The sequence below is a fragment of the Halotia branconii CENA392 genome (genome assembly GCF_029953635.1).
GTDB lineage: Bacteria > Cyanobacteriota > Cyanobacteriia > Cyanobacteriales > Nostocaceae > Halotia > Halotia branconii.
Map to the genome: position 1 here is coordinate 5,089,172 of NZ_CP124543.1, position 22,900 is coordinate 5,112,071.

19 protein-coding genes and 1 tRNA gene are annotated in these 22,900 nt (G+C 41.2%); 11 read left to right on the forward strand and 9 right to left on the reverse strand.

What is annotated here, in order from left to right; genetic code table 11:
• The first annotated feature begins 208 nt into the window (after positions 1–208).
• Positions 209–979: a class II aldolase/adducin family protein gene (locus QI031_RS22305; RefSeq protein WP_281481807.1), complete on the forward strand. Its 771-nt coding sequence runs from the start codon at positions 209–211 to the stop codon at positions 977–979.
• A gap of 1 nt (position 980) precedes the next feature.
• On the opposite strand, the gene QI031_RS22310 is transcribed toward QI031_RS22305, so the two are convergent.
• Positions 981–2,441, reverse strand: coding sequence for a PPC domain-containing protein (locus QI031_RS22310; RefSeq protein ID WP_281481808.1), 1,461 nt, complete (start codon positions 2,439–2,441; stop codon positions 981–983).
• Between the two features lie 278 nt (positions 2,442–2,719).
• Between QI031_RS22310 and QI031_RS22315 the strand changes: the two genes are divergently transcribed.
• A complete protein-coding gene (locus tag QI031_RS22315; protein WP_281481809.1) occupies positions 2,720–4,714 on the forward strand; it encodes a protein kinase domain-containing protein in 1,995 nt (664 codons plus the stop codon).
• A gap of 195 nt (positions 4,715–4,909) precedes the next feature.
• The gene (locus tag QI031_RS22320) at positions 4,910–6,124 is read left to right on the forward strand and encodes a hypothetical protein (protein WP_281481810.1); all 1,215 of its coding nucleotides are present in this window, start codon (positions 4,910–4,912) and stop codon (positions 6,122–6,124) included.
• A gap of 654 nt (positions 6,125–6,778) precedes the next feature.
• Here QI031_RS22320 and QI031_RS22325 read toward each other — a convergent pair.
• Both QI031_RS22325 and QI031_RS22330 read right to left on the reverse strand, forming a co-directional pair.
• Positions 6,779–7,534 carry a DUF4386 domain-containing protein gene (locus QI031_RS22325; RefSeq protein ID WP_281481811.1) on the reverse strand — a complete coding sequence of 252 codons (756 nt, stop codon included), beginning with the start codon at positions 7,532–7,534 and terminating at the stop codon, positions 6,779–6,781.
• Positions 7,535–7,571: 37 nt separating this feature from the next.
• Entirely contained in the window at positions 7,572–8,147 is a 576-nt protein-coding gene (locus QI031_RS22330) for a cupin domain-containing protein (RefSeq protein WP_281481812.1), read from the reverse strand.
• A 148-nt stretch (positions 8,148–8,295) separates the two neighbouring features.
• On the opposite strand from QI031_RS22330, the gene QI031_RS22335 reads away from it, so the two are divergent.
• Positions 8,296–9,291: an AraC family transcriptional regulator gene (locus tag QI031_RS22335; RefSeq protein ID WP_281481813.1), complete on the forward strand. Its 996-nt coding sequence runs from the start codon at positions 8,296–8,298 to the stop codon at positions 9,289–9,291.
• A gap of 321 nt (positions 9,292–9,612) precedes the next feature.
• Here QI031_RS22335 and QI031_RS22340 read toward each other — a convergent pair whose 3' ends face one another.
• Positions 9,613–9,963: a hypothetical protein gene (locus QI031_RS22340; RefSeq protein ID WP_281481814.1), complete on the reverse strand. Its 351-nt coding sequence runs from the start codon at positions 9,961–9,963 to the stop codon at positions 9,613–9,615.
• Between the two features lie 279 nt (positions 9,964–10,242).
• On the opposite strand from QI031_RS22340, the gene QI031_RS22345 reads away from it, so the two are divergent.
• Positions 10,243–11,124 carry a DMT family transporter gene (locus tag QI031_RS22345; protein WP_281481815.1) on the forward strand — a complete coding sequence of 294 codons (882 nt, stop codon included), beginning with the start codon at positions 10,243–10,245 and terminating at the stop codon, positions 11,122–11,124.
• Positions 11,125–11,272: 148 nt separating this feature from the next.
• Here QI031_RS22345 and QI031_RS22350 read toward each other — a convergent pair whose 3' ends face one another.
• The gene (locus QI031_RS22350; RefSeq protein WP_281481816.1) at positions 11,273–11,758 is read right to left on the reverse strand and encodes a hypothetical protein; all 486 of its coding nucleotides are present in this window, start codon (positions 11,756–11,758) and stop codon (positions 11,273–11,275) included.
• A 446-nt stretch (positions 11,759–12,204) separates the two neighbouring features.
• Between QI031_RS22350 and QI031_RS22355 the strand changes: the two genes are divergently transcribed.
• Together QI031_RS22355 and QI031_RS22360 are read left to right on the forward strand one after the other, a co-directional pair.
• Positions 12,205–13,518 (forward strand): NF041680 family putative transposase, encoded by a 1,314-nt coding sequence (locus tag QI031_RS22355; protein ID WP_281481499.1) that lies wholly within the window; start codon positions 12,205–12,207, stop codon positions 13,516–13,518.
• A 198-nt stretch (positions 13,519–13,716) separates the two neighbouring features.
• A tRNA-Met gene (locus QI031_RS22360) sits at positions 13,717–13,790 on the forward strand.
• A gap of 25 nt (positions 13,791–13,815) precedes the next feature.
• Here QI031_RS22360 and QI031_RS22365 read toward each other — a convergent pair.
• On the reverse strand, positions 13,816–16,041 hold the full coding sequence (locus QI031_RS22365) for an amylo-alpha-1,6-glucosidase (RefSeq protein WP_281481817.1): 2,226 nt from the start codon (positions 16,039–16,041) through the stop codon (positions 13,816–13,818).
• A 327-nt stretch (positions 16,042–16,368) separates the two neighbouring features.
• On the opposite strand from QI031_RS22365, the gene QI031_RS22370 reads away from it, so the two are divergent.
• The 4 genes from QI031_RS22370 to QI031_RS22385 all read left to right on the forward strand — a co-directional run bounded on the left by QI031_RS22370 (position 16,369) and on the right by QI031_RS22385 (position 18,939).
• Positions 16,369–16,980 (forward strand): peroxiredoxin, encoded by a 612-nt coding sequence (locus QI031_RS22370; protein ID WP_281481818.1) that lies wholly within the window; start codon positions 16,369–16,371, stop codon positions 16,978–16,980.
• A 391-nt stretch (positions 16,981–17,371) separates the two neighbouring features.
• Positions 17,372–17,920, forward strand: a complete 549-nt coding sequence (locus tag QI031_RS22375) for a peroxiredoxin family protein (RefSeq protein WP_281481819.1) — start codon at positions 17,372–17,374, stop codon at positions 17,918–17,920.
• A 189-nt stretch (positions 17,921–18,109) separates the two neighbouring features.
• The gene (locus tag QI031_RS31635; protein WP_343217818.1) at positions 18,110–18,220 is read left to right on the forward strand and encodes a hypothetical protein; all 111 of its coding nucleotides are present in this window, start codon (positions 18,110–18,112) and stop codon (positions 18,218–18,220) included.
• Between the two features lie 50 nt (positions 18,221–18,270).
• On the forward strand, positions 18,271–18,939 hold the full coding sequence (locus tag QI031_RS22385) for a glutathione S-transferase family protein (protein WP_281481820.1): 669 nt from the start codon (positions 18,271–18,273) through the stop codon (positions 18,937–18,939).
• A 94-nt stretch (positions 18,940–19,033) separates the two neighbouring features.
• Here QI031_RS22385 and QI031_RS22390 read toward each other — a convergent pair whose 3' ends face one another.
• The 3 genes from QI031_RS22390 to QI031_RS22400 form a co-directional block, all read right to left on the reverse strand.
• Complete coding sequence (locus tag QI031_RS22390; RefSeq protein WP_281481821.1) at positions 19,034–20,032, reverse strand: DnaJ C-terminal domain-containing protein; 999 nt, start codon at positions 20,030–20,032, stop codon at positions 19,034–19,036.
• A gap of 278 nt (positions 20,033–20,310) precedes the next feature.
• Positions 20,311–20,769: an AAA family ATPase gene (locus QI031_RS22395; RefSeq protein WP_281481822.1), complete on the reverse strand. Its 459-nt coding sequence runs from the start codon at positions 20,767–20,769 to the stop codon at positions 20,311–20,313.
• Between the two features lie 122 nt (positions 20,770–20,891).
• On the reverse strand, positions 20,892–22,181 hold the full coding sequence (locus QI031_RS22400; RefSeq protein ID WP_281481823.1) for a glucose-1-phosphate adenylyltransferase: 1,290 nt from the start codon (positions 22,179–22,181) through the stop codon (positions 20,892–20,894).
• Positions 22,182–22,900: the final 719 nt, after the last annotated feature.

The following is a 22,900-nucleotide window of genomic DNA, read 5'->3' on the forward strand; positions in this document are numbered from 1 at the left end:
TTTAAAGATTATAAGTTGAAAAAACATATCCCAAAAGTGATAATCCAATAGCAATTAACCTCGTGGTATTAGTTTTAGCCTAAGGATAAACAGTCTACCGTCGTATAGATATCGGTAATGCAAAATACCATGCAAAATTATAAAAGTGGTTGAAAAGCGATCGCTATAACTAAGTGATATTTATCACCTTTTGCTTCTATAAAAGATTATGTCTAAATTTGATAGACCCCAACCCCCCATATTTGAACGAGTTGAAGACGAACGCTTGCACCGCAAGCAACGCCTAGCCGCCACCTTTCGTTTATTTGCTAAATTGGGCTTTAGCGAGGGTACAGGTCATATTACAACTCGCGACCCGGAGTTAACAGACCATTTCTGGGTGAATCCATTAGAAACAGATTTTGGTCAAATTTGTGTCTCTGACCTAATTTTAGTCAGTAGAGAAGGCGATGTAGTCAAAGGTAATACACCTGTAAATCCAGCAGCCTTTGCCATCCATTCCCAAATTTATGAAGCTCGACCCGATGTGATAGCCGCAGCTCATGCCCATTCAATATATGGTAAAGCTTGGTCTAACTTGGGTCGCCTCCTTGACCCACTCAATGAAGATGCCTGTTCTTTTTACGAAGACCATGCCTTATTTAATGATTGTGCAGATGTTGTTGCAGATGTTGTTTTAAATACATCTCAAGCTGAACAACTTGCTAAAGCTTTAGGTCAAAACAAAGCAATGATTTTGCGTAACCACGGCATCTTAACTGTAGGACACACAGTGGATGAAACTGCTTGGTGGTACATTAGTCTAGAGCAAACGTGCCAAGCACAACTCTTGGCAGAAGCTGCTGGTAGACCTGATTTTCTCAGCCACGAAACAGCTCGCTTGGCACAAAATCAACTAGGAACACACTCAGGCGGATGGTTCAATTTTCAACCACTATATGACAGAATTGTCCGCGATCAACCTGATTTACTTGACTAGCTTAGAAAATAGTCAATCTATATGTACCGCGTTCTTGTGGATTATTTGAAGTAACAACTATATAGTAAGTATCATCTTTAGGCAATCTGGCTCGATCAATTAAAGCACTGTATATACCATCTTTGTCATTATTGGCAGCGATTCTCTCTCCTTGAGAATTTAATAAAACTATATAAGGAGAAAACTGTTCATTGGTACTATCTACACGAATGCTCACCAGCTGATCTTTTTTGCCTTGAAATTGAGAAACATTATAAGGACTACCATTTTGTCTAAGAGTTGAGCTTTGGGCAGTTAGTTCACCAGACTCGTCTAGGTTATAACTGGCTCTGTCATTCCTAAGAGCTAAACTATAGCGACCTGTATCACCAGAGTTTTGGCTAGTAACTGCAATAGTATAAGTCCCTTTCACAGGTAATCGCACAAATACAAATGCATCTTTGGTTGTTCCTGAGCTACCTCTTTTTAAAATCACTTTATTATTGGGGTCGAGTAGCAACATCACAGGATTTAAGCTTAAGTTATTTGAACGGCGTTGGTCGGCGCTACCAACCAGCCTGATTTGGATTAGTTGATTTTCTCTGCCTTCAAATTGGTAGAAATGGAAATATCTACCTTGAGATTTAAAGTCACCCTTAGACAAAATACCAAATGCAACATCTACAAAGTTAATCTTTCTATAACTAGTTGTTCCCAGTGGGGAAATAGGCGAGTTATTGGGAGTTTGGTTATTACTTCTACCTGGGTTATTAATTGGCTGGCGACCTCTGTCTTGACGGGGAGACACAGAATTATTTGCAGGTTGAGGCGTTAGATTAGGATTTACTGGTCTTGGAGTAGTCCTATTCCTTGGAGGCTGAGATGTTGGGTTAGGATTTACTGGTCTTGGAGTAGTCCTATTCCTTGGAGGCTGAGATGTTGGATTAGGATTTACTGGTCTTGGAGTAGTCCTATTCCTTGGAGGCTGAGGTGTTGGATTGGGATTTACTGGTCTTGGAGTAGTCCTATTCCTTGGAGGCTGAGGTGTTGGATTGGGATTTACTTGTCTTGGAGTAGGACTGGCTTCTGTGGGTTGAGGCGTTGGGTTGGGATTTGCTGGTGGTTGACGAGTAGGACTGGCTTCTGTGGGTTGAGGCGTTGGGTTGGGATTTACTGGTGGTTGAGGAGTAGGACTAGCTTCTGTAGGTTGAGGCGTTGTCTGAACTGGTAGAGGTGAATCAATAGATGGTTTGGGTTGTGGAGAAACGGGTGGTTCAGCAGTTGGGATTTGCTCAATTCCTTGTTGTACTGCTTCAGGTTGTCTTTCATCTGGTGTTTTAGCGATTCTGTATCCAGCAGATTGTGGAACTTCTAAGGCATTTATCGGTAGGATATAATTTGCGATCGCTAGACTACCACTTAGAGAAAAAATTAAAGCCCAATTAAATCTGAACTGATATTTTTTGTTAATTCGTTTTACCATAATTTCACTCCTATTGGTTATAAGTTATAACTATTTTTATTTCTTCAGATAGATAGTTGAATTTGTTTCAGAATGTTATGAACAAACATGAAAACTATCTTTTTCTAGCTATAAACCGTGAAATATAATCAGCTAGAGAATTTCATTCATTGTTAATTTTAAAATACTGAGTTACCTATAAATTACTTCTTCATTGGAACATCATAATTTTGGCAACTTCATAGTAAGATTAATACGTCATAAATTCATATATACCCAATTGCAAATGGATTCCCAGTATGATCTGCTGTTTGAATCCCGATTGCCCCAATCCTCAGAATGTTGATAGCAACCAATATTGCCAGAGTTGCAACACACCATTAATTCCACTGTTGAGGGGTCATTATCGTGTCGTCAAGGTGCTATCGGATGAAGGTGGATTTGGTAGAACATATTTATCAGAAGATGTAGATAAACTAAATGAGTGGTGCGTTGTCAAGCAATTCGCGCCAAAAATGCAAGAAACTTCAGCTTTAAAGAAAGCAATTGAGTTATTTAAAGAAGAAGCTCAAAGATTACAACATTTGGGAGAACATCATCAAATTCCTGCATTATTAGCTTATTTTGAGCAAGATAATTATCTGTTTTTGGTGCAGCAGTTTATCGACGGACAGAATTTATTACAAGAATTACAACGAGGAAAAACGTACAGTGAAAGCCAAATTTTAGAACTTTTACTGGATTTACTGCCTATTCTTGAGTTTATTCACAACCGCGGCGTAATTCATCGCGATATTAAACCGCAAAATATTATCCGCCGTCAAAGTGATAAGCGATTAGTGCTAATTGATTTTGGATCTGCCAAGCAATTAACAGCCGCAGTACAAACTCAATTAGGTACAACTATTGGCTCACATGGTTATACTCCAATTGAGCAAATGCAAGATGGCAAAGCTTACCCAGCTAGTGATTTATTTAGTTTGGGGGCAACTTGCTTTCATCTGCTGACGGGGATTCGCCCAGCCCAACTGTGGATGCAACAAGGCTATGGTTGGGTTAATTCTTGGCAGCAACATTGGAGTAATTCTCATCAAAACGAGGCAGCCCTAAACGTAAAACTGAGTGAAGTTATAGATAAACTACTAAAAATAGACATCTCACAGCGCTACCAATCGGCTGATGAAGTCATAAAAGACTTGACAAATCAGCCATCAGTATTACCTCCAACTCTATTAACAGTCTCAGAACCGCAAACCAAACTAATTTCACTCAAATTACTAAAATATCAATTTCAAAAACGGCTGCTGTTAAATACTACTCTTGTCTTACTGGGATTAGGAGGAATTTGGTCTTTACAGTTTATCCCGCCACTCACTACTACCAAGTCCTCAGAAAGTTCTTATCAAACCAAAACTCTTAAAGGACATTCTAGTGATGTAAATTCTGTCGCTTTCAATTCAGATGGCGATATTTTGGTTACTGGCAGTGACGATAAGACAATCAAACTGTGGAATCTAGCAACTGGACAAGAAATCCACACTCTCAAAGGTCACTTTGGCTGGATTTGGACTGTCGCTTTTAGTCCAGATGGCAAGATTCTAGCCAGTGGCAGTAAAGATAAGACTATCAAACTATGGAATCTGACAACCGCAGAAGAAATTCGGACTTTGACAGGACATAATGATGGAATTGCAGCCGTTGCTTTTAGTCCCGATGGTAAAACCTTAGCCAGTGGTAGCTTAGATAAGACAATTAAATTATGGAATTTAGCAACAGGAAAGCAAATCCGCACCTTAGAAGGACATTCTCAAGCAGTAGCAGCCGTTGCTTTTAGTCCAGATGGCAAAACTTTAGCCAGTGGTAGTTGGGATAACACAATCAAATTATGGAATCTAGAAACAGCAAAGCAAATCCGCACTTTAGCAGGACATTCGGATTTGGTGCTTTCTGTCGCTTTTAGTCCAGATGGTAAAACTCTGGCTAGTGGTAGTAAAGATAAAACAATTAAGCTATGGGATTTGCCGACGGGCGAGACAATCCGCACTCTGAAAAAGCATTCTGATAAAGTTAATTCTGTCGCTTTTGGCAAGCTTTTAAATCGTGTAATTCTAGTCAGCGGCAGTAGTGACAACACAATCAAACTCTGGAATCCGGTAACTGGTGAAGAAATCCGCACATTAAAACAAGATTCTGGCTATATTTATTCTGTAGCCATCAGCCCAGATGCACAGACAATTGCCAGTGGCGGTAGTGCTGAGAACATTGTTAAGATTTGGCAGCTATCTCAGTATTAAGGGAAAAAATTGGTGGATGAAATACTTAATTAGTACCGTAATGCTGCGTAACAGCTGATCAGCTGTTACGCATTTAACTGATGAATGTCAATCGTCAACAGTTAACGACCATAAAGCATAAATAGTATTTATGTATTTTAGATGCACATCAGCTTATGCATGAGTTAGATAATTGCAAAAAAAGAGAATAGACTGATGATTAATAAAGACAGCCATGAGCAATGCCACAATCTGCTTAACAAGCTACAACATGATATTAATGACCTGATTAATAAAGTAAAAAATCAACTATTGGAAGTAAATTTAAAAAGTGAACAAATACAAGATGAATTAGCAAAGCAAATTGTTTTGTTACAGCGCTTTGGAGAGTATATTTCAGTAATTCAAAAAAAAAGACATCAGAATTTGACCGATTGTATTTCTCTCCAGTCAAAGCTTAATGCAATTAACTTAGCTTTGTCTTTTCTACTGATGAGAAAGACAGAAAAAATAGTTTTAGCAAAAAATATCAGATATAGTATTGAGTATTTTTTGAACCGTAAAAAGCCCCTCGGTTGGATAGTTAATCTTTTCAAGCGTTCAGTTCGAGAATTGCCTACACCAACCAAAGTCCTTATTGGACTGGCAATGGCAATACCAGTATATATGATTGCAATCCCAGTTTCTTTTTGGACTGTGAAGTTGTTAACATACGACTTAGATACTCTTTCTTTAAATACTTCTTTACCATCCAATTCTACTTCTATATCTCCAAAAAATACCAACATCAATTTAGCTGAAAATCAGGAAAATATAGAGCAAAGCTCAACTATAAAACGTAGATTCAATTACGACCAGTATCAGTTAATAATGATGGTTGCTTTATCTGGAGCTTTTGGTAGTATAGTCAGTATTTTAATTCGACTGCAAGATTACAAATACAAAGATGAATATGCAGGCTCAGTTACACCTATTGTAGTTGGCTTTGCTAAACCCTTAATTGGGACAGCATTTGGCATATTTATTTTTGCACTACTTAGCTCCCGGATTATAAATTTTCCTTTCGTACAAAGTAATACATCAAATCAACTATCAGAAAATAATACTAATGCTATATATTATTTCTACTTTTCAATTGCATTTATAGTTGGTTTTAGTGAGCGCTTAGATAATGATATTGTCGAACGAGTTAGAGGAAGTTTTGGTTTACAAAAAAGTGCAGAAAAAATTCAAGAAGAGGTTCATCAATCTACAGAAGATATTCATCAAGCAACTAATTTGGTAATGAATACTGCACCAGAGGTTAAAAAAGTGATGGAGGATGCGAAACGGATTTTACCAGAGGTAGAAGATGTGGTAGAAGATATGAAAAACTCTACACCCGATGAGGCAGCGAACACTCAAACTAAATCTTCTCAACTAAATAGCTAATAATTACAGCACTTTGCAAGTAAATGAAGTACATCCCTCCCCTGACTAAAGCGGGTAGAGTATTTTTGTATCTCATACCCACATTCCGCAGATGTGACTCATATTGCTGGTAATTTTTAAAAGTCAAACCGAGAAGGTTGTTCTCAATTTCATTTATTTAAAAATAAATTCATTCTCTCAATTAATCAACTTATTTATCCGAAATTAATCAATGTAATTCTAGCCAATAACATTGTAATCTTCGCTAAAATTTATCTTGATTAAAAAATCTCTGTATTGTTGATCAAATAAATTTTTTTCAAATCATTAGCTAGTAGGTTGGGTTGACGTAAGGAAACCCAACACCTTCATCTATAGTAATCCGGTTTGATTTGGTGAATTTATTTGTGTAGGTAGGGAACAGGAAACAGGAAACAGGGAACAGTTAAGAAGGGATAGATATGTACTGAATCGTGTTCAAAAATCAAATAGGAGTCCTATATGTTGGGTTGCGCTGCGCTTAACCCAACCTACGTATCTGTCGTATTCTTTTCGCAACTTGGTATTACATCATGATAATTGTGATTTAGCAATACCAACTTTCTAGAAAGCCGATTGGGGCATAGGGCGTTAATAACTCTTCCCTATACCCCATTTTTTAGTGGAAGTAATCTTTTATTCTGACGCAATGATTGGCATCTTGGAATTATTTACCCAACGAGAGTTACTTTTACTAGCAAACCTCAACAGATGTACTCCAATTACCAACAGCCAAACTTCCCAAATCATAAAACCAATCGGAGTAACTTCCCACACAGGCATTGATGGAATTACTGTTGCGAGTAGTTCAGTTTGTCCAATTAACCAAAAAGGTATTGTTACTAAACCAAGCCAACCAATCCAAGGTTTAAACACAGGAGACTTTAGCATTGCCATACCTACACCTAATGTCCAGAAGGTGAGTAGAAATTGCCCCATTTGTTCGCCAAGCGCCACACCACCATATTGATGAACCGCTTGATAGACAACCACAACTGCCTCACGAGTGGCTGGACTGGCAGATTCAACATACAAGTTTGCTAATACAGGAATTACAAACACCCAACGCATTAGCCCAACAGACTGTAATATTCCAGAAAGCACTCCCATGATAGTAGCGGCAGACAGATAAGGAGTATCTTCGCGCCCCAAAACTTTTTGCAGTAAAACACTGGCTGGAATAAATAATAATGCCATCACAGCAAAAGCAAACCAAGTGAGAATTAATCCAGCACCGCCAGCATGAAACTGAGTCAGGACATAGCCAGTCGGTTTGCGTAAGATGTCATCATACTCAAAATTCTGAGTGAGTAAATAATAAGGTACATTTAACAGAATAGAAAACAAAATAAATAAGATACCAGTTGTTTTGATAATTTGTAAGCGATTCATGAGTTTTTGCCTCTAATTAAGTTTGACTAATATTGATTTATTTATATTTCGCTAATGACTGTTCCACCCGCAAAAATCGAGCAACTGTGGCTAAAAATTTGATCATCAACTTTTGTAAAAATACTGGTGGCCCAACAACAATGGTGTCTGCTTTTTCGATTAGTAAAGCAAATTGCAAAAGATTAGTTGGGGTTCCTTCATGATTGACTCTGCCATCGATCGCTAATCCATAAAGCGATCGCAAAAAATGCTCAAAATCACCCGCAGGTCGAACTACTGAAATAAAAGTCACCCAATCGTGAGATGCATTGCGAAAGCTATGTTGCAATCCAGGCGGCACTTGTAGGATTTCTCCAGGTCGCAGAACTTTGATGTTTCCTGAGTGTCCAAATTGCATTTCTAGAGAACCACTTAAAACCTCAAAGGTCTCTGTGATGGTATCGTGATAATGGAGAGGACTGCCTTGTGACCCTGGTGGTAGCTCAAACTGAAATTTTACATACTCATCAGTTGAGCATAAAATTGTCATGCGATCGCCTGTGACTGGATTCTCAATTTGCTCTGGAGTCAAGGATGCATGAGTTAAATTTGAGTGTAGTTGTACGGATGTCATGGTCAGTAAATTCCTTTCGTGTGTTGCGCTTAACTTCAAGATATGCTGTTTACAACATCTGCAATTGACATCCTGCGCCAAAGAATTGACTGAACACGCCGATTTAGAAAATTACGCCTGAAACCCTATGAAAGAGGCAACTTTCTCTGTGTCTATTGTCAGAGATATAGTTCAATATGCAGCCACCTACAAAGTTGATGCTGAGAGTTTGTGTAAAGCGGCGGGAATTGAACTAGAACTCATAGAAATGCCCGACCAACAAATTACCGGAGAATTTCTCAGAAATTTATGGCGTGAGGCGGTGAGGTTAACAGGTGATGAAAACTTTGGACTGCACTTAGGAGAAGCTTTTAATGTTGCTGCGATCGGTATTGTCGGCTATGTCCTATTAAATTGCAACACCTTTAACCAAGTTCTCGAAAAACTTTCTCGCTACACTCATTTATTTAGCCAAGGTGTTTATATTAATTTCTCAGTATGTAAAGGACAAGTATTATGTGATTGTGAAATTGTAGACCACTTAAAAAACTATTTACTAGAAGAACCCAGACATCCAATTGAAAGTACCTTTGCCGCCTTAATCACAGCCACCAAAATGTTAACAGGTCAGCAACTTTATCCCCATGCAGTTTGGTTTCAACATTCCCGCCCTCAAAATATTTCTGAACATGAGCGCATATTTCGTACAAACATACACTTTAAAGCATTAACTAATCGCCTGATTTTAGATGCTGATTGCTTGAATTGGTCAATTTTATCAGCCAATCCCAGCCTATTGTCTCTATTTGAACAACATGCAACAGCAATGTTAAATGAAATGAGCCAAGAGAATACTCATAGTAAACTTGTAGTGCAAGCGATTTCTCGCCACTTAAAAGGAGAAGTCCCTTCACTGAAAACTATTGCTCATAGTTTGGCTATTAGTGTCCGTAATTTACAGCGCGAATTGCAAACAGAAGGCACTTCCTATCAACAACTATTGGATGCAACACGCAAAGAATTAGCACTACGATACCTCAAAACTACAGATACACCCATACATGATGTCGCTTTTTTGCTAGGCTTTTCTGAACCGAGTGCGTTTCACCGTGCCTTTAAACGTTGGACAGGAAAAACCCCACGAGCATATCAAGCAATTCATTGACCAAAGAGGCAGAGGGGAAGGGGGAGTAATACCGTTTCACTTTAAAGTTGATACTTTTGGGCAAGCAGGGGGAGCAGAGGTAGCAGCACTTCGGCTACGCGGCAGTTGAGCGTAGTCGAAACTCAGTGACCGGAGGCAGGGGGAGTAAGAAAAATAATTTGTATCAATAATTTCGTGAAATGGTATAAGCCCTTCCTTTCTATAGAGCAAAGCGGAGCATGGGTACGTTTGCGAAGCGCTTCTTAGAAAAGCCCTGCTCCCCTGCTTCTTTTGACGTTACATTAGGCTACCCAAAACCTTTTAGTATTGATTTTGTAGCAGTTACCAATTTTGTTTTAATAAAGATTCAAATTCAGCTTGTAAAGCCGTGATATCTGCTACCCTGGCAACGAGTAAATTATCCTTGCCTGCATCACTTAAACGTTCTTTCCAATAACGAATACTCTCTGAGTTATTTAACCAAAACTGAACTACTGTATCTACAACTTGATCTAAATTCCAATCCCATTTAGCTGGTACTGGTTCTACAGATTTTATCAATGCATCTAAAGTGCATTGACGTGTTCCTAAATATTCCACTCCTTGATGTTGTATTTTTTTCAAGCTCTGCTGTTGGGTATTAAAGAATTGCCAAACTGGAGACACTCCTACAATGTCGAAAGTGTATTTCATCTCATTCCTCCCAGCAATTAGTCAGATATATAGAAGATTTAATTTTTTAGAAACATTTTATATCTAATAAAATACCAAAAATTGAGCTAAAAAAGTACGACTTTTGCCTATGTCAAAAGAATTAAATTTTATTCGAGAGTTAGCACTTGTAAGGAGAGAGTGCTAATGCTTAATACAATGATTTTAATGTAGTATTAAATAGTTTCAGGCAATTATTCAGGGATACATCTTATTTTTAATAATTGTTTAGTCTTCTCGGTAGCTTCTGGGCAAGGTGAGGTGGCGGCTTTATCGGCTGCTTGTTTGTGGGCGATCGCTTCGGTAGTATATGGACTTCTAGGACAACGTATTCCACCTTTACAACTAAATTTAATTAAAGGGGTGATTGCGATCGCCCTGCTTGTTCTGACTATTGTAATTACTAGTGAATCCTTGCCAAACCTCACTTTTGCACCGATATGTCTTTTATTTCTCAGTGGTGCTGTAGGCATTGGTTTGGGTGATACAGCTTTTTTAGCTGCCATAAATTATTTGGGTGCGCGTCGTGTCTTACTTATAGGAACTCTTTCACCTCCCATAACCGCGATCGCAGCGATGATTTTTCTGCAAGAACAACTCAATTTCGAGGCTTGGTGCGGCATTTTGCTGACGATTTTGGGGGTTGCTTGGGTAGTAACAGAACGAGTTCCCGGCACAAGCGATGACTCTGTAACGCACATTTGGCAAGGAATTGGCTTTGGTTTATTAGCAGCAATCACCAATGCTACTGGGGCAGTTCTCTCTCGCGCCGCATTTGCGACAATTAGTATTTCACCTTTATGGGCTGCCTTGTTGCGCTTAAGTGCAGGTGTGTTAGTGATTTTGGTTTGTATATTGTTCTCTGAGGATCGCAAAGCGAAAGCATTTTATCCTTATTGGCAATCGTGGCGAGTGATTTTAACGAGTTTCTTTGCTGCTGCTTGTGGAACTTATTTAGGAATTTGGCTGCAACAAACAGCAATTAAACTTACAGCGGCGGGAATTGCGATCACATTAATGCAAACTAGTCCGTTGTTTGTCATTCCCATTGCTATCTGTATGGGTGAAAAAGTTAGTTGGAGAGCGATCGCTGGTGTGATCATTGCGATCGCTGGAATTGGATTATTATTTCACCTAAAGTAAAGCTAATTCAAACCAGTAATATCGTGTTCGAGTAAAGACTTATCATCAAGACCGTAGGGGGCAGCACTTCGGCTACGCTCAGTGACCGGGGCGGGGGCAGGGGGCTGGGAGAGAAAGAGTTTTCAGGTTTTTGCAAAGTAGGTTATTACTATTTGCCTACAGGTTCAGCTTTTTCAACTGAGTTATCATTCACGCCCAAAGTCAATTGCAAAGCCTGCTGTGTCGGATAAGCTTTCACTACTTGTCGATAAACATCATAATTAGTCGGTAGCGTCTTCTTTGCATTACCCACTCCATAGCTTATTTGGTACTTGACATCTTTTAACAATTCAGGTTTACCTGCCTCTTCTTGAGGTTTTTTGCGTTGTTCAACTTCATCAATACTTGGTCGTGGCGGTAAAGTAGGCCACCATAGCCCTTGGTCATCTGGACCAATAACTTTTCCTGGTGGTTTTATTCCATTTTGATTTAACACTGAAGTCTTAGCAAAGGTTTCAATGCGAGGTTGTGGGTCACTAGTTAAGTTATTGGCATACTTAACTTGCCAAGTGTAACTGGTGAGCGCTGTAGCTTCATACTGTTCAGTAGTAGCTGTGCTGCAACTAGTAAGTGTAAGTGCTGTTAGTGCAGTCATTAAAGAGGGTAAAAATTTCAACTTTTGTCTGATCCCTAAGTTACAGCAGTTTACAAGTCATATCATGTCCGGCTTATTAGTTATGAATCCCGCATCTGTGCAAAAACCTGAAAACTCTTTCTCCCCCTGCTCCCTGCCCCCGCCCCGGTCACTGAGCGTAGCCGAAGTGCTGCCCCCTGCGGTCTTAATGATAAGTCTTTACCCGAACACGATATCAGTGAGGTACAAACATTAGGACTTAAAAGTTAGATATCGAGAGTTTCTAACTTCTGCCGACGCTCGCGGACTCGCTACCGCTGGGCTATCCTGTCTCAAAACCCATAACTTTGAACTTCTACAATCGCTCTTACATTCTGGAGTTTGGACTAAAAAGCTAGAGAAAAGCAGTCAGCAGTAACACTGACTGCCGTAAAGTCAATGAAAGTAATCAATAAATCATTGACGTGATGATCCTGACACAACTAGAAAAATTCCGCCAAGGTATCTACGATAGTTTGGGGAAGGCCAAAGATGCAGTATTTGAATTGATGGATGCAGTATTGACAAGTCCGAGTATCCCATCATTTGTAAGCTTGTCACAAAGCCCAGTATTTCGACGGCAATGGTCGAGCATTTATGCAGCACTACATGATAGTCGTCCACCGAAAATGTTGCTGATGAAGCTACTGGTACAGGAGGTAGAGACGGATGAACAGCCATTTCTAGCAGGAGATCATAGCTTTTGGGCAAGACCAGAAGCGAAGACACTAAAAGAAAGAACTTTTCATGGGGATAGAGGGGGGAGCATAGGCATCGGACAAAGTTACAGTACGTTAGCGTGGATACCAGAGGCGGATGGGAGTTGGGCATTACCGTTGAAACATGAACGGATAACCACCTTTGAAACGCCAACGAGTAAAGCCGCATTCCAACTAAAACTTGTCACCCGTGAGTTAGGCACTAGACCACTTGCAGCTTATGACCGAGGCTACGGCAACGCCAAATTTGTCCAAGCCACGGAGGAGATTAACGCAGACCTATTGTTGCGTTTAGCATCTAACCGATGTGTATGGGGTACACCCGGTACTTATAAAGGACGAGGCGCACCATGTAAACATGGTCACAAGTTTAAGCTCAATGACCCCCAAACTTGGCCAGAGGCAACTGAAACTCTGGAAGTTGAAGACCCGAAAGTTGGTCGAGTGAAAGTAATGCGTTGGAGTGGATTTCATTTCCTTCAGTCCCCAAACCGGGCAATGGAAATCATTCGCGTCGAGGTACTCCAACCAGTAGGACGTAATCGGAAGTTTCAACCTTTATGGCTAGCTTGGTTGGGTCAGACAATGCCTCCATTAGAGAATCTCTGGCAAAAATACCTATGCCGCTTTGCTTTAGAGCATTGGTATCGATTTGCCAAGCAGAGGTTATATTGGACACAGCCTCAATTGAGTTCTACTCGGGCCGCAGAGCGATGGAGTGACTTGATGCCCCTGCTAACTTGGCAACTCTGGTTCGCAAGAGTTGCCTGTATTGATTCCCCCTTGCCCTGGCAATCGACTCAGGATAAACTGTCTCCAGGACGTGTAGCACAAGCCTTTCCTCTAATTTTAGCCACTATTGGCACTCCTGCTCAACCCCCGAAAACTCAAGGGTTATCACCTGGGCGTGCCCAAGGGCATCAGCCACCTCAACGTCCCCGTTATCTCACTGTCAAAAAACACGCATCTAAAAAACCTAAAACCGAAGAATCACTTAAGAACGCTAATCTAACTGCTGCTTAGTTTCTGCTTCTTTTTTAACGATTCCACTTAACTCAGCCTCTAACAAAGCTGGGTAACTTTCTTTTGCCTTCTCTTCATTCCTGCTAAATGCAGATTAGTCCAAACTCAAGTACATTGGCGATCGCTTCTTTTATATTTTACCCAAATACTAGTCATAGCAAAATTTGTATGCTATCCTAACAAAGGATTTAAAAATTTGGCTCAGTAGCTCAGTTGGTTAGAGCACGGGACTCATAAGCCTGGGGTCGTTGGTTCAAATCCGACCTGAGCCATTTTGAAAAACTAAAGTTCATTTTTCTAAAGCCCAGACTGAGGCAAATGGCGGATAATTTCAGCTACTGACCAAGCTTGAGCGACAGCACCTTTAGGCTTATGAGGTGGGTCGCCATCAAAAATTTCTGAAACAGAGCCAATACAAGCATCAGATAACAAGTGATCTAATAAGGGTTGCCAACTAAAAGGTAGCTGCTCTTGGGGATAGAAACGCTGCCAAGCGCGGATAAAAGGGCCAATCAACCAACCCCAAACAGTACCCTGGTGATAAGCGCGATCGCGTTCTTCTGAATTACCTATGTACTTACCGATATATTCTGGATCGGCAGGATCAAGGCTACGAAGACCATAAGGAGTAAGCAAACGCTCAGTTGCCATATCCAGCACCAAAAGTCCTTGCCGTTGTGAAAAACCACAATGATATAGTGATAGCGCCAAAACTGCATTCGGGCGAATTTGAGAATTGCGACGATCGTCTGGCTCAATAGTATCGTAGAAATAATTTAGCTGTGGGTTCCAAAATTTTTGCAGAGAAACTGTTACTTGTTGCGCTTGCTGAGCATAACGCTGTGCCTGCTTTGCTAAACGTACCGAATCGCCCAATTGCATTTGACTCAATCGTTCTGCCCATTGACTCATCCAACACAAAGCAGAATACCACAGGGCGTTGATTTCTACTGGCTTACCGTGACGAGGAGTCACAGGCTGTCCTCCAACCACTGCATCCATCCAGGTCAGGGCTTCACCTTGAGCATACCAACTAACTAGGCCATCAGTGGCATCAACTTGGATACTGAAGCGTGTACCACCAATAAACGCTTTATGAATTTGCTGCACAACTGAGAATTGCTCTGCTAAAAACTGCCAATCTTGGGTAGCTTCCAAGTAAATACCTAAAGTTTCAATCCACCATAGCGCTGCGTCAATACTGTTGTAAAACGGTTCCCCATCAGCATCAGGAAAAGCATTAGGAATTAGTCCTTGTTGACAGTAACGCCCAAAAGTTTGCAATAGTCCTTTTGCCAAGTCAAAGCGCTTGGTTACTAGTGCCAAACCTGGCAAAGCAATCAACGTATCACGACCCCAGTCATTGAACCAGTGATAACCAGCTATAACTGTAGGACCAGCAATTGAAGCTCGATAGACAATAAATTGATCCCCTGCTTTTAATAGTTGCTGCCAAATTGGGCATGGGAAAGAGGCAGAGGGGCAGGGTGCGGGGTGCAGAGGGGAAGAAGAAAAATTACCTATTTCTCCCTGGTTACTGAGCGCACTTGTGCTGAGTTGAGCCTGAGCGCAGTCGAAGGGCGTAGTCGAAGTAGTCGAAGTATGCTCCCTGCCCCCTACTCCTCTGCTCCCTGCTCCCTGCTCCCCTGCTTCTTCCTCGCTCCACCCAAACACCTGGGAGAGCCTTTCTTGTTCGGCATCTACAACTTCTGTAAAAGTTTCAGAGGTAAGAATATCTTGCTGGGGATCGGGAAAACCCATGCGTGCTTCTAAAGTGACTGCGTCTCCAGGCTGGAGAGTAACAGTCAAATAACCAGGGCTATAGAGATCTTCGCGATCGCCTAGTCCGCGACGTGTCTCTTCTGGTAAACCATAATTCCAATACCAAACTCCATCCGCTTGATATTCTCCTTGTGTCCAGCGCAAATGCCAAGGTGTACCGAAGTTCCCAGAAATAATTGCTTGCAAACAAACTTGCTGTTGACCGAGCAATTGTGAAAACTGTAAGCCTGGGTTAGCAATTTGTTGGTGATGAAAGTCGCGATCGCAAATTAACAGTCGCAGCCTTAAAATCGCTGTATCACTCCCCTCATAACGATAATGTATCAAAATTCGATGGCATAACTCAAAGTGGGAATTTTCACTCTTTTGTTGATTTTCTATTCTCCATTCCCTACTTTCTTGCCAACCATAAGGCATTACCAATTGTCTGCTTAACTGCCATTTATTATCACTCCAAATCCATTTGGGAACTGGGTTAATATCAAAAGAGCGCAGCAGTTTGTAGCCTGTCGGCTCAATTTTACTGTTCCCCCAAAAGTTCGTACCTAAAGCTATAACTTGCCCAGATACTTCCAAACTAGCTTCTAAATGCGAAACTAACAAAGTACGACCAGAAGGGGGATTGGTCGCAGCAAACAGCCAACCGTGATAAGTGCGCGTACGGACATCAGAAACGGTTCCACTGGCAAAACTTCCCAAGCCATTGGTGAGCAACCATTCTCTTGTATCTAAATCAGGCATTTGCTACTCAAAATCGTTATGACTATGATATAGTCGTAACAGATCGTAATCAAACTGTGAATCAGCCCTGAAGGAGGGAAGCCGCTTTGTTGGGCGGCTATGCCGACTTATAGCAAGTGGCGTTTTCCTGACCTAGGGGACTGTGCTAGCGAAGCGTAAAGCCTGCGGCTTAGATTCGCTAAGAGCGAGTCAGACGCTCAAGGATTCGCTAACGCTTCGCTATCGAGCGTCACCTGAAAGGGTGAATCGGCGTGGATGAGCAAGTTTTACTTAGCCCAAATTTTAGCGCCACTATAACGGATATAAGTTGAAGGAGAATTTAGATTAATGTCCCTCACTTACGGAACAGAAGAAAGCCTTCGTGTTGGCCAACAAGCTCCCGATTTTACAGCAACGGCTGTAGTAGATCAGGAATTTAAGACAATTAAACTTTCCGAATATCGCGGTAAGTATGTCGTCCTGTTTTTCTACCCTTTAGACTTCACCTTTGTTTGTCCAACTGAAATCACAGCCTTTAGCGATCGCTACGAAGAATTCAAAAAAATCAACACGGAAGTCCTTGGGGTTTCTGTGGATAGTGAATTCTCCCACCTCGCTTGGATTCAAACCGATCGCAAGTCTGGTGGTGTGGGCGACCTAAATTATCCTCTAGTCTCCGATATTAAGAAAGAGATTAGCGCCGCTTACAACGTCCTTGACCCAGCAGCAGGTATTGCCTTGCGTGGTCTGTTTATCATCGATAAAGATGGTATCATACAGCACGCCACTATCAACAACTTGGCTTTTGGCCGCAGCGTTGATGAAACCCTGCGGACATTGCAAGCAATTCAGTACGTTCAATCTCACCCCGACGAAGTTTGCCCTGCTGGTTGGCAACCTGGGGATAAGACGATGAATCCCGATCCAGTGAAGTCAAAAGTGTACTTCTCTGCTGTCTAGATTTGATTAGTTAGAAAAGTTCCAACTAATTGATTTGAATTGAAGGCAGAATTAATCACCACAGATAAACACAGGTACACTTTAAAACAGTATTAGCCCCCGTGTCTATCTGTGGTTTTTCATTGACAGCGATGGGAAACTCTATCCCTTTGTGGGATGTTCAAAATAGTCGTCCCGCCTTTTGGGGCATGGGGCATTGGGCATTGGGCATGGGGTACTTATACTGAGCGTTGGTTGCTGAGTTTAGCCTGAGCGCAGCCGAAGGGCGCAGTCGAAGCAAGCCGAAGTATGGGGCATTGGGCATTAGTAATTCTTCTCACATTATTTTTCATGCTTTTGCGTAAGTCTTGTTAGTAATCAAAATGAGATTTCAATCTATAGGAATTAAAATATGCTGACTTCAACTGATTTTAGTGGCTTATTAAACGAACGCTTCTTCCGCAACTTTTTACCAGTTCCAGCAACGACTCGCCTCAGATTGGGAATCGGAACACCAGATTTTCAACTGCCAGATATTACTAATGGAACTTTGGTAAAATTGTCAAGTTATAGAGACAAGCAGCCAGTATTATTAGCTTTTACCCGGATTTTTACTGAAAAGCAATATTGCCCATTTTGTTTTCCTCACATTAAGGCATTGAATGAAAACTATGAGCAATTTCTTAATCGTGGTATTGAAGTTTTGATGGTTACGAGTACCGATGAACGGCAAAGTCAAATAGTTGTAAAGGATTTAAAATTAAAAATGCCGCTGTTAAGTGATCCTAGTTGTCGCGTTTTTCGCACCTATCAAGTGGGACAAGCTCTGGGAGCGCCTCTGCCAGCCCAATTTGTATTAGATAAAACAGGAAAACTTCTTTATCAGCATTTATTTTCTTTCTTGGATCACAATGCCAGTATTGAGACTTTGTTAGAACAATTCAATAAAGGTAAATTATAGATAATGCCGTGTCAGATTAGGAAGCTCCCATTATGACCAAAGTACCTGTAAAACTAACTTTTGAGGAGTACTTAAATTACGATGACGAAACAGATAATCGTTATGAGTTAATTGACGGGGCGCTAGTGTCAATGAATCCCCGAATATTGGATTGTTGATCCAATCGCCCAAAAAATTTCTGTCCTCATTTTGGTTGGTGATACTTATCAAACTAATATTTATACTGGACAAGAGCGAATTATATCTCCAACATTTGGTGAACTGAATTTGATGGTGCAGCAAGTTTTGTTAGCGCCCTAGATTGAAAGGTAAAAGGGTTATTTGTTTTTAACGTTCATCTAGAATAAATTATGCTGACACTTTATCACACGCCTATTTCTCCTAATTCTCGCCGTGTCTGGATTACGCTGCTAGAAAAAGAACTGGAGTTTGAACTAGTAGAAGTAAAACTGGATGGAGAGCAATTTAAACCAGAATTTTTAGCGATTAATCCTTTCCACCATGTTCCCACTTTGGTAGATGACGACTTTAATGTAGTAGAATCTTTGGCAATTCTGGACTATTTAGAGGCAAAATATCCCACGCCTGCGATGTTGCCAAAAGATGCCAAGGATTTGGCAATTGTGCGGATGGTGCAACTAGTCAGTATTAATGAGCTTTTGCCAGCAGCTACAACATTTTTACCTCAGATGTTAGGCTTACCTGGAGGAGATTCAGAAAAAATGGAGAAGGCAAAGCAAAAAATCGCTACAGTGCTGAAGTTTTTTGAAAATCTTTTAGATGATCGCCCATACTTTGTCAGTTACAATCTGACTCTTGCCGAGGTTGTGGCTGGCACTATAGTACCTATATTGCCCAGTATCGGCATATCTTTGAGTGAATATCCCAAAATTAATGCTTGGTGCGGTCGCTTAATAGCCCGTCCATCGTGGCAGACTACTCAACCTAGTCCGCAGAGTATGGCAGCTTTTAAATCTATGGTAGCAGCAAGAATGGGGCAAAACGTGCCACAAAACTAAGTCAGTGAAACGAACTTAATATCTAAAAGCCTGCCTAAGCAGGCTTTTTTGGGTAGCAGCAACTTTAGTCTTCATCAATTTGCGATCGCTTTGGTTACAGCTTGACTTGCTGTAAATGACTACGGGGATTATAGGTACGTATAGCCCTGATTTTTTCATAATATTCTCGCTCTTGTTGGCTAAGTTCCTTCGGTGGGACAATTGCTACCTTCACCAACTGATCGCCACGTCCACCCTTAGGTAGAGGCCAGCCTTTGCCGCGTAAACGCAAAGATTGTCCAGAACGCACTCCCGCAGGCAGCTTTACATTCACTGATCCATCGGGTGTAGGTACATCAATTGAGGCTCCCAAGGTGGCTTCATCTGGCGTAATTGCTACTTCGCAAACGAGATTATCGCCTTCAATTTGAAAGAACGAATGAGGCTGAAGTTCCACTTTTAAATACAAATCCCCACGTTGTTGAGTCATGGGATTAATTTGACCTTTGCCTCGTATCCGTAAACGAGTACCAGTTTTAGCCCCAGCAGGAATGCGTACATCAATTGTTTCGTTGCCTAAAATAAAGCGTCTTTCCACACCAGCAAACGCCTCAGCAAAAGTTAAAGCGATCGCAGCTTCACTATCCTGACCAGTACTACTACCTACATCTTGAAATCCAAAGTCATTAAATCCACCAAAACCGCTACTTGGTCTACGTGTAGAAGTGCTATAAGAGTAGCTTTGTTGTCTAGCACCAGGAGTAGCACCACCAAAACGTCCTAACAACTCATTGATAAAATCATCAAAATTGCCATATTGACTAAAATCAAAGCCACCCATATCGACACCAGCACCACCAGAGGGGAAGCCTTGACCAGCTTGTTTCCAATATTGACCAAATTGATCGTACTTTTGACGCTTGTCTGCATCTGACAAAACTTCATAAGCTTCGCCAACTTCTTTAAAGCGCGCTTCTGCCTGTTTGTTACCTGGGTTAACATCAGGGTGATATTTGCGGGCTAGTTTACGAAATGCTTGTTTAATTTCCTCTGGACTGGCACTCTTGCTAACTCCCAAAATTGCATAATAGTCTTTAAAGTCGGTTGCAGCCATCTACCAGCCTCCTGTAAAAATTTCCGTTATGTTTTTTCTTAAGATGTGAGATTTATGATTTCGCTAGGTATATAGCGCTTCTTGGTTATGGGCAATACACTCTAGTCTAAAAAAGGGACTAGGAGCTAGGAGCTAGGGGCTAGAGTGGTATATTCCATCTGTATAAGAACCGCTATAATACCAAGCTAAAAGACTCTGATTTTAAATTAACAAACAATATCGAGAATCAAGTGTGGTTCCTGCTGAATACAACAGCGCAATTTCCGTACTTTCAACTTTCAAAGCAGACGAATTAGGTCATCTAGTCCTTCTGCCAGACTTGGGGGAGCATCCCTTAACTGACGATGCATTCGCAAAATGATTTTTTCTGGAACTTGGCGATGACGCTTTTTGTTCCGCGCTAAACACAACCAAACAGGCGTATTTACCCAAATCCCTGTCATGTGGGTAAACCCTACATCACGAGCTAGGATGATCAGTTTGCGGCGGTTACGTCGTTGAGCATTAGTGGCATCAAAAATTACTGTTGTGCCTGTGGCGATTGCTTGCTGAAATTGTTGCTCGATTTCCCGCCAAATTAACGGCCATGACCCCTGAATTGCTTCTGAGCCAAAAAGTTGCCCCCGGATGGCATCTGTAGAAATTAGCTGCATCTGGGGGCATTTTGTCACCAATTGTTTAGCCAAAGTTGACTTACCGCTACCTGGAAGTCCAATCAGTAACAACAATTTAGTCATTGAAAGTCAGCGGGAAACTTCATTTCTTTGTGGGTGGCAAAGGTTACTCTCCCGCCGACTTGGGGCATTGGGCACTTGTACTGACTTGTGCTGAGCGTAGTTGAAGTATTGGGCATTGGTGATTAAATTATCGTACCATCAGGAATTACGGCATTTTTTAGCACAACGACAATACCACTGCGAATGTAGAAACCTTGACTTTCGCGTTCTGCTTCTTGCACATTATCTTTATTGATAATTTTGACATCATGACCGATGCAGGCATTTTTATCAATAATCGCGCCACGAATTAGTGTATCTGTGCCAATACCTACGGGTATGTCACCTTTCTCGATGTTACCTTGACGCTCTACAGATGCTTGATAAAAATCTGCACCCATGAGTAAAGATTCTTCAATGACACAGCCAGATTCAATCCGCGATCGCACTCCTAATACAGAATGTTGAATGCGGCAGTTTTTCAAAATACAACCTTCGCCAACAATAGACTCTGTAATTTGGCACTCTAAAAGCTTAGTAGGAGGTAAGTATCGAGCGCGGGTATAAATTGGAGCGTGTTCATCGTAGAAACTAAAAGGCGGCTGAGGTTGCCGAGTTAATGTTAAATTTGCATGATAAAATGCCTCAATTGTACCGATATCTTCCCAGTAGTCATCAAATAAGTAAGCTTGAACGTTGTAATCTTTTGCCGAATCAGGAATAATCTCTTTGCCAAAATCGGTACTTTCTAGAGATTCCCTTAGTAACTTGAACAACACCTCTTTTTTAAAGACGTAAATCCCCATCGAAGCGATATAAGGTTGTAGTTCAGCTTGCTCTTTTGTTAATCCTAATACGCTTGTATCGACGCGCATTTGGGTTAAAGCATCGCCTTTGGGTTTTTCGCTAAAGTCAATTATCCTACCGGAATCATCGATTTTCATTAAACCAAAGTCCGAAGCCCGGCGCTCATCAATCGGGATGACCGAAAGAGTAATATCAGCATCAGTTTCTCTATGGCGCTGGATAAATTGGCGGTAATCCATGCGGTAGAGGTGATCCCCTGAGAGAATTAAATACTCATCTGCATCCCATTCGTCAAATAGCCACAAATACTGACGTACAGCATCAGCTGTTCCTTGGAACCAGTTGGGGTTCTCTGGGGTTTGCTGTGCAGCTAGCACTTCCACAAATCCTTCATTAAAGCCAGTAAAGTTGTATGTACGGGCGATATGACGATTTAAAGATGCTGAGTTGAACTGTGTCAGCACATAAATTTTGAATATTTCGGAATTGATGCAATTACTGACAGGGATATCTATTAAACGGTACTTACCTGCAACTGGTACTGCTGGTTTGGCGCGGAGTTTGGTTAACGGATAAAGCCGAGTACCCGCACCACCACCAAGAATGATTGATAATACTTTTTTCACAAAATTTCTCCAGACTGCCTTTCAACTCCCACCTACAGTTTAGGACTGTATGTGGCAGCTGATAAGAGGAGATTGCAGATTCTCAGGGATGAATTTTATAAAATACTGCTGATGATAGATCATCCTGCCTAGTAGTTCACCAACCCAATATTACCGTGTAGACCTAGCAGGGGTGCAGGGGGCAGGGCGCAAGGGAGAGAATCTTTACCCTCTGCTTCCTGCCTTGAAGCCTGCCACCACGCAAACTTTTCTTGGCAGACTACTATAAGTATACAACCATAACATTTGTATTAACTAGTATGAGTACATAGAGGGCATAGACGTTCTACGGGTTGTCATTAAATATCGCTACACAAATTTGACGCTCATCCCACCCTTGGAAGAGGCGGGATTTCGTGTCAGTGGTCAGTAGTCAGTTGTTTTTGCTACTCACTACTGACTACTGACGGCGATGGGACGATGGTTACTGAGCGTAGCCGAAGTATAGCAATGGACACTCCTTTCAAAAGTGAGTTTCCCGTCGCCTTTTGATGAATTTAAAAAATACCTCTTTTATTTTCTGTCTCTGTATTCTCAGTGTCTACGGCGGCTTCGCTCACTGCTGAAGAAAGTGTTCAAGATCTTTTATTTTCTGTTTCTGTATTCTCAGTGTCTACGGGGAAAAGTAGAAAAATGTTTATGAAACTTCTTGAGTACATGAAAAAAGTAAAATAATGTTA

What these genes read in the sequence shown, in the direction of transcription:
- QI031_RS22305 (WP_281481807.1), top strand. Translation starts at nt 209, where the DNA reads ATGTCTAAATTTGATAGACCCCAACCCCCCATATTTGAACGAGTTGAA.
- QI031_RS22310 (WP_281481808.1), bottom strand. Translation starts at nt 2,441, where the DNA reads ATGGTAAAACGAATTAACAAAAAATATCAGTTCAGATTTAATTGGGCT.
- QI031_RS22315 (WP_281481809.1), top strand. Translation starts at nt 2,720, where the DNA reads ATGATCTGCTGTTTGAATCCCGATTGCCCCAATCCTCAGAATGTTGAT.
- QI031_RS22320 (WP_281481810.1), top strand. Translation starts at nt 4,910, where the DNA reads ATGATTAATAAAGACAGCCATGAGCAATGCCACAATCTGCTTAACAAG.
- QI031_RS22325 (WP_281481811.1), bottom strand. Translation starts at nt 7,534, where the DNA reads ATGAATCGCTTACAAATTATCAAAACAACTGGTATCTTATTTATTTTG.
- QI031_RS22330 (WP_281481812.1), bottom strand. Translation starts at nt 8,147, where the DNA reads ATGACATCCGTACAACTACACTCAAATTTAACTCATGCATCCTTGACT.
- QI031_RS22340 (WP_281481814.1), bottom strand. Translation starts at nt 9,963, where the DNA reads ATGAAATACACTTTCGACATTGTAGGAGTGTCTCCAGTTTGGCAATTC.
- QI031_RS22350 (WP_281481816.1), bottom strand. Translation starts at nt 11,758, where the DNA reads ATGACTGCACTAACAGCACTTACACTTACTAGTTGCAGCACAGCTACT.
- QI031_RS22355 (WP_281481499.1), top strand. Translation starts at nt 12,205, where the DNA reads ATGATCCTGACACAACTAGAAAAATTCCGCCAAGGTATCTACGATAGT.
- QI031_RS22365 (WP_281481817.1), bottom strand. Translation starts at nt 16,041, where the DNA reads ATGCCTGATTTAGATACAAGAGAATGGTTGCTCACCAATGGCTTGGGA.
- QI031_RS22370 (WP_281481818.1), top strand. Translation starts at nt 16,369, where the DNA reads ATGTCCCTCACTTACGGAACAGAAGAAAGCCTTCGTGTTGGCCAACAA.
- QI031_RS22375 (WP_281481819.1), top strand. Translation starts at nt 17,372, where the DNA reads ATGCTGACTTCAACTGATTTTAGTGGCTTATTAAACGAACGCTTCTTC.
- QI031_RS22385 (WP_281481820.1), top strand. Translation starts at nt 18,271, where the DNA reads ATGCTGACACTTTATCACACGCCTATTTCTCCTAATTCTCGCCGTGTC.
- QI031_RS22390 (WP_281481821.1), bottom strand. Translation starts at nt 20,032, where the DNA reads ATGGCTGCAACCGACTTTAAAGACTATTATGCAATTTTGGGAGTTAGC.
- QI031_RS22395 (WP_281481822.1), bottom strand. Translation starts at nt 20,769, where the DNA reads ATGACTAAATTGTTGTTACTGATTGGACTTCCAGGTAGCGGTAAGTCA.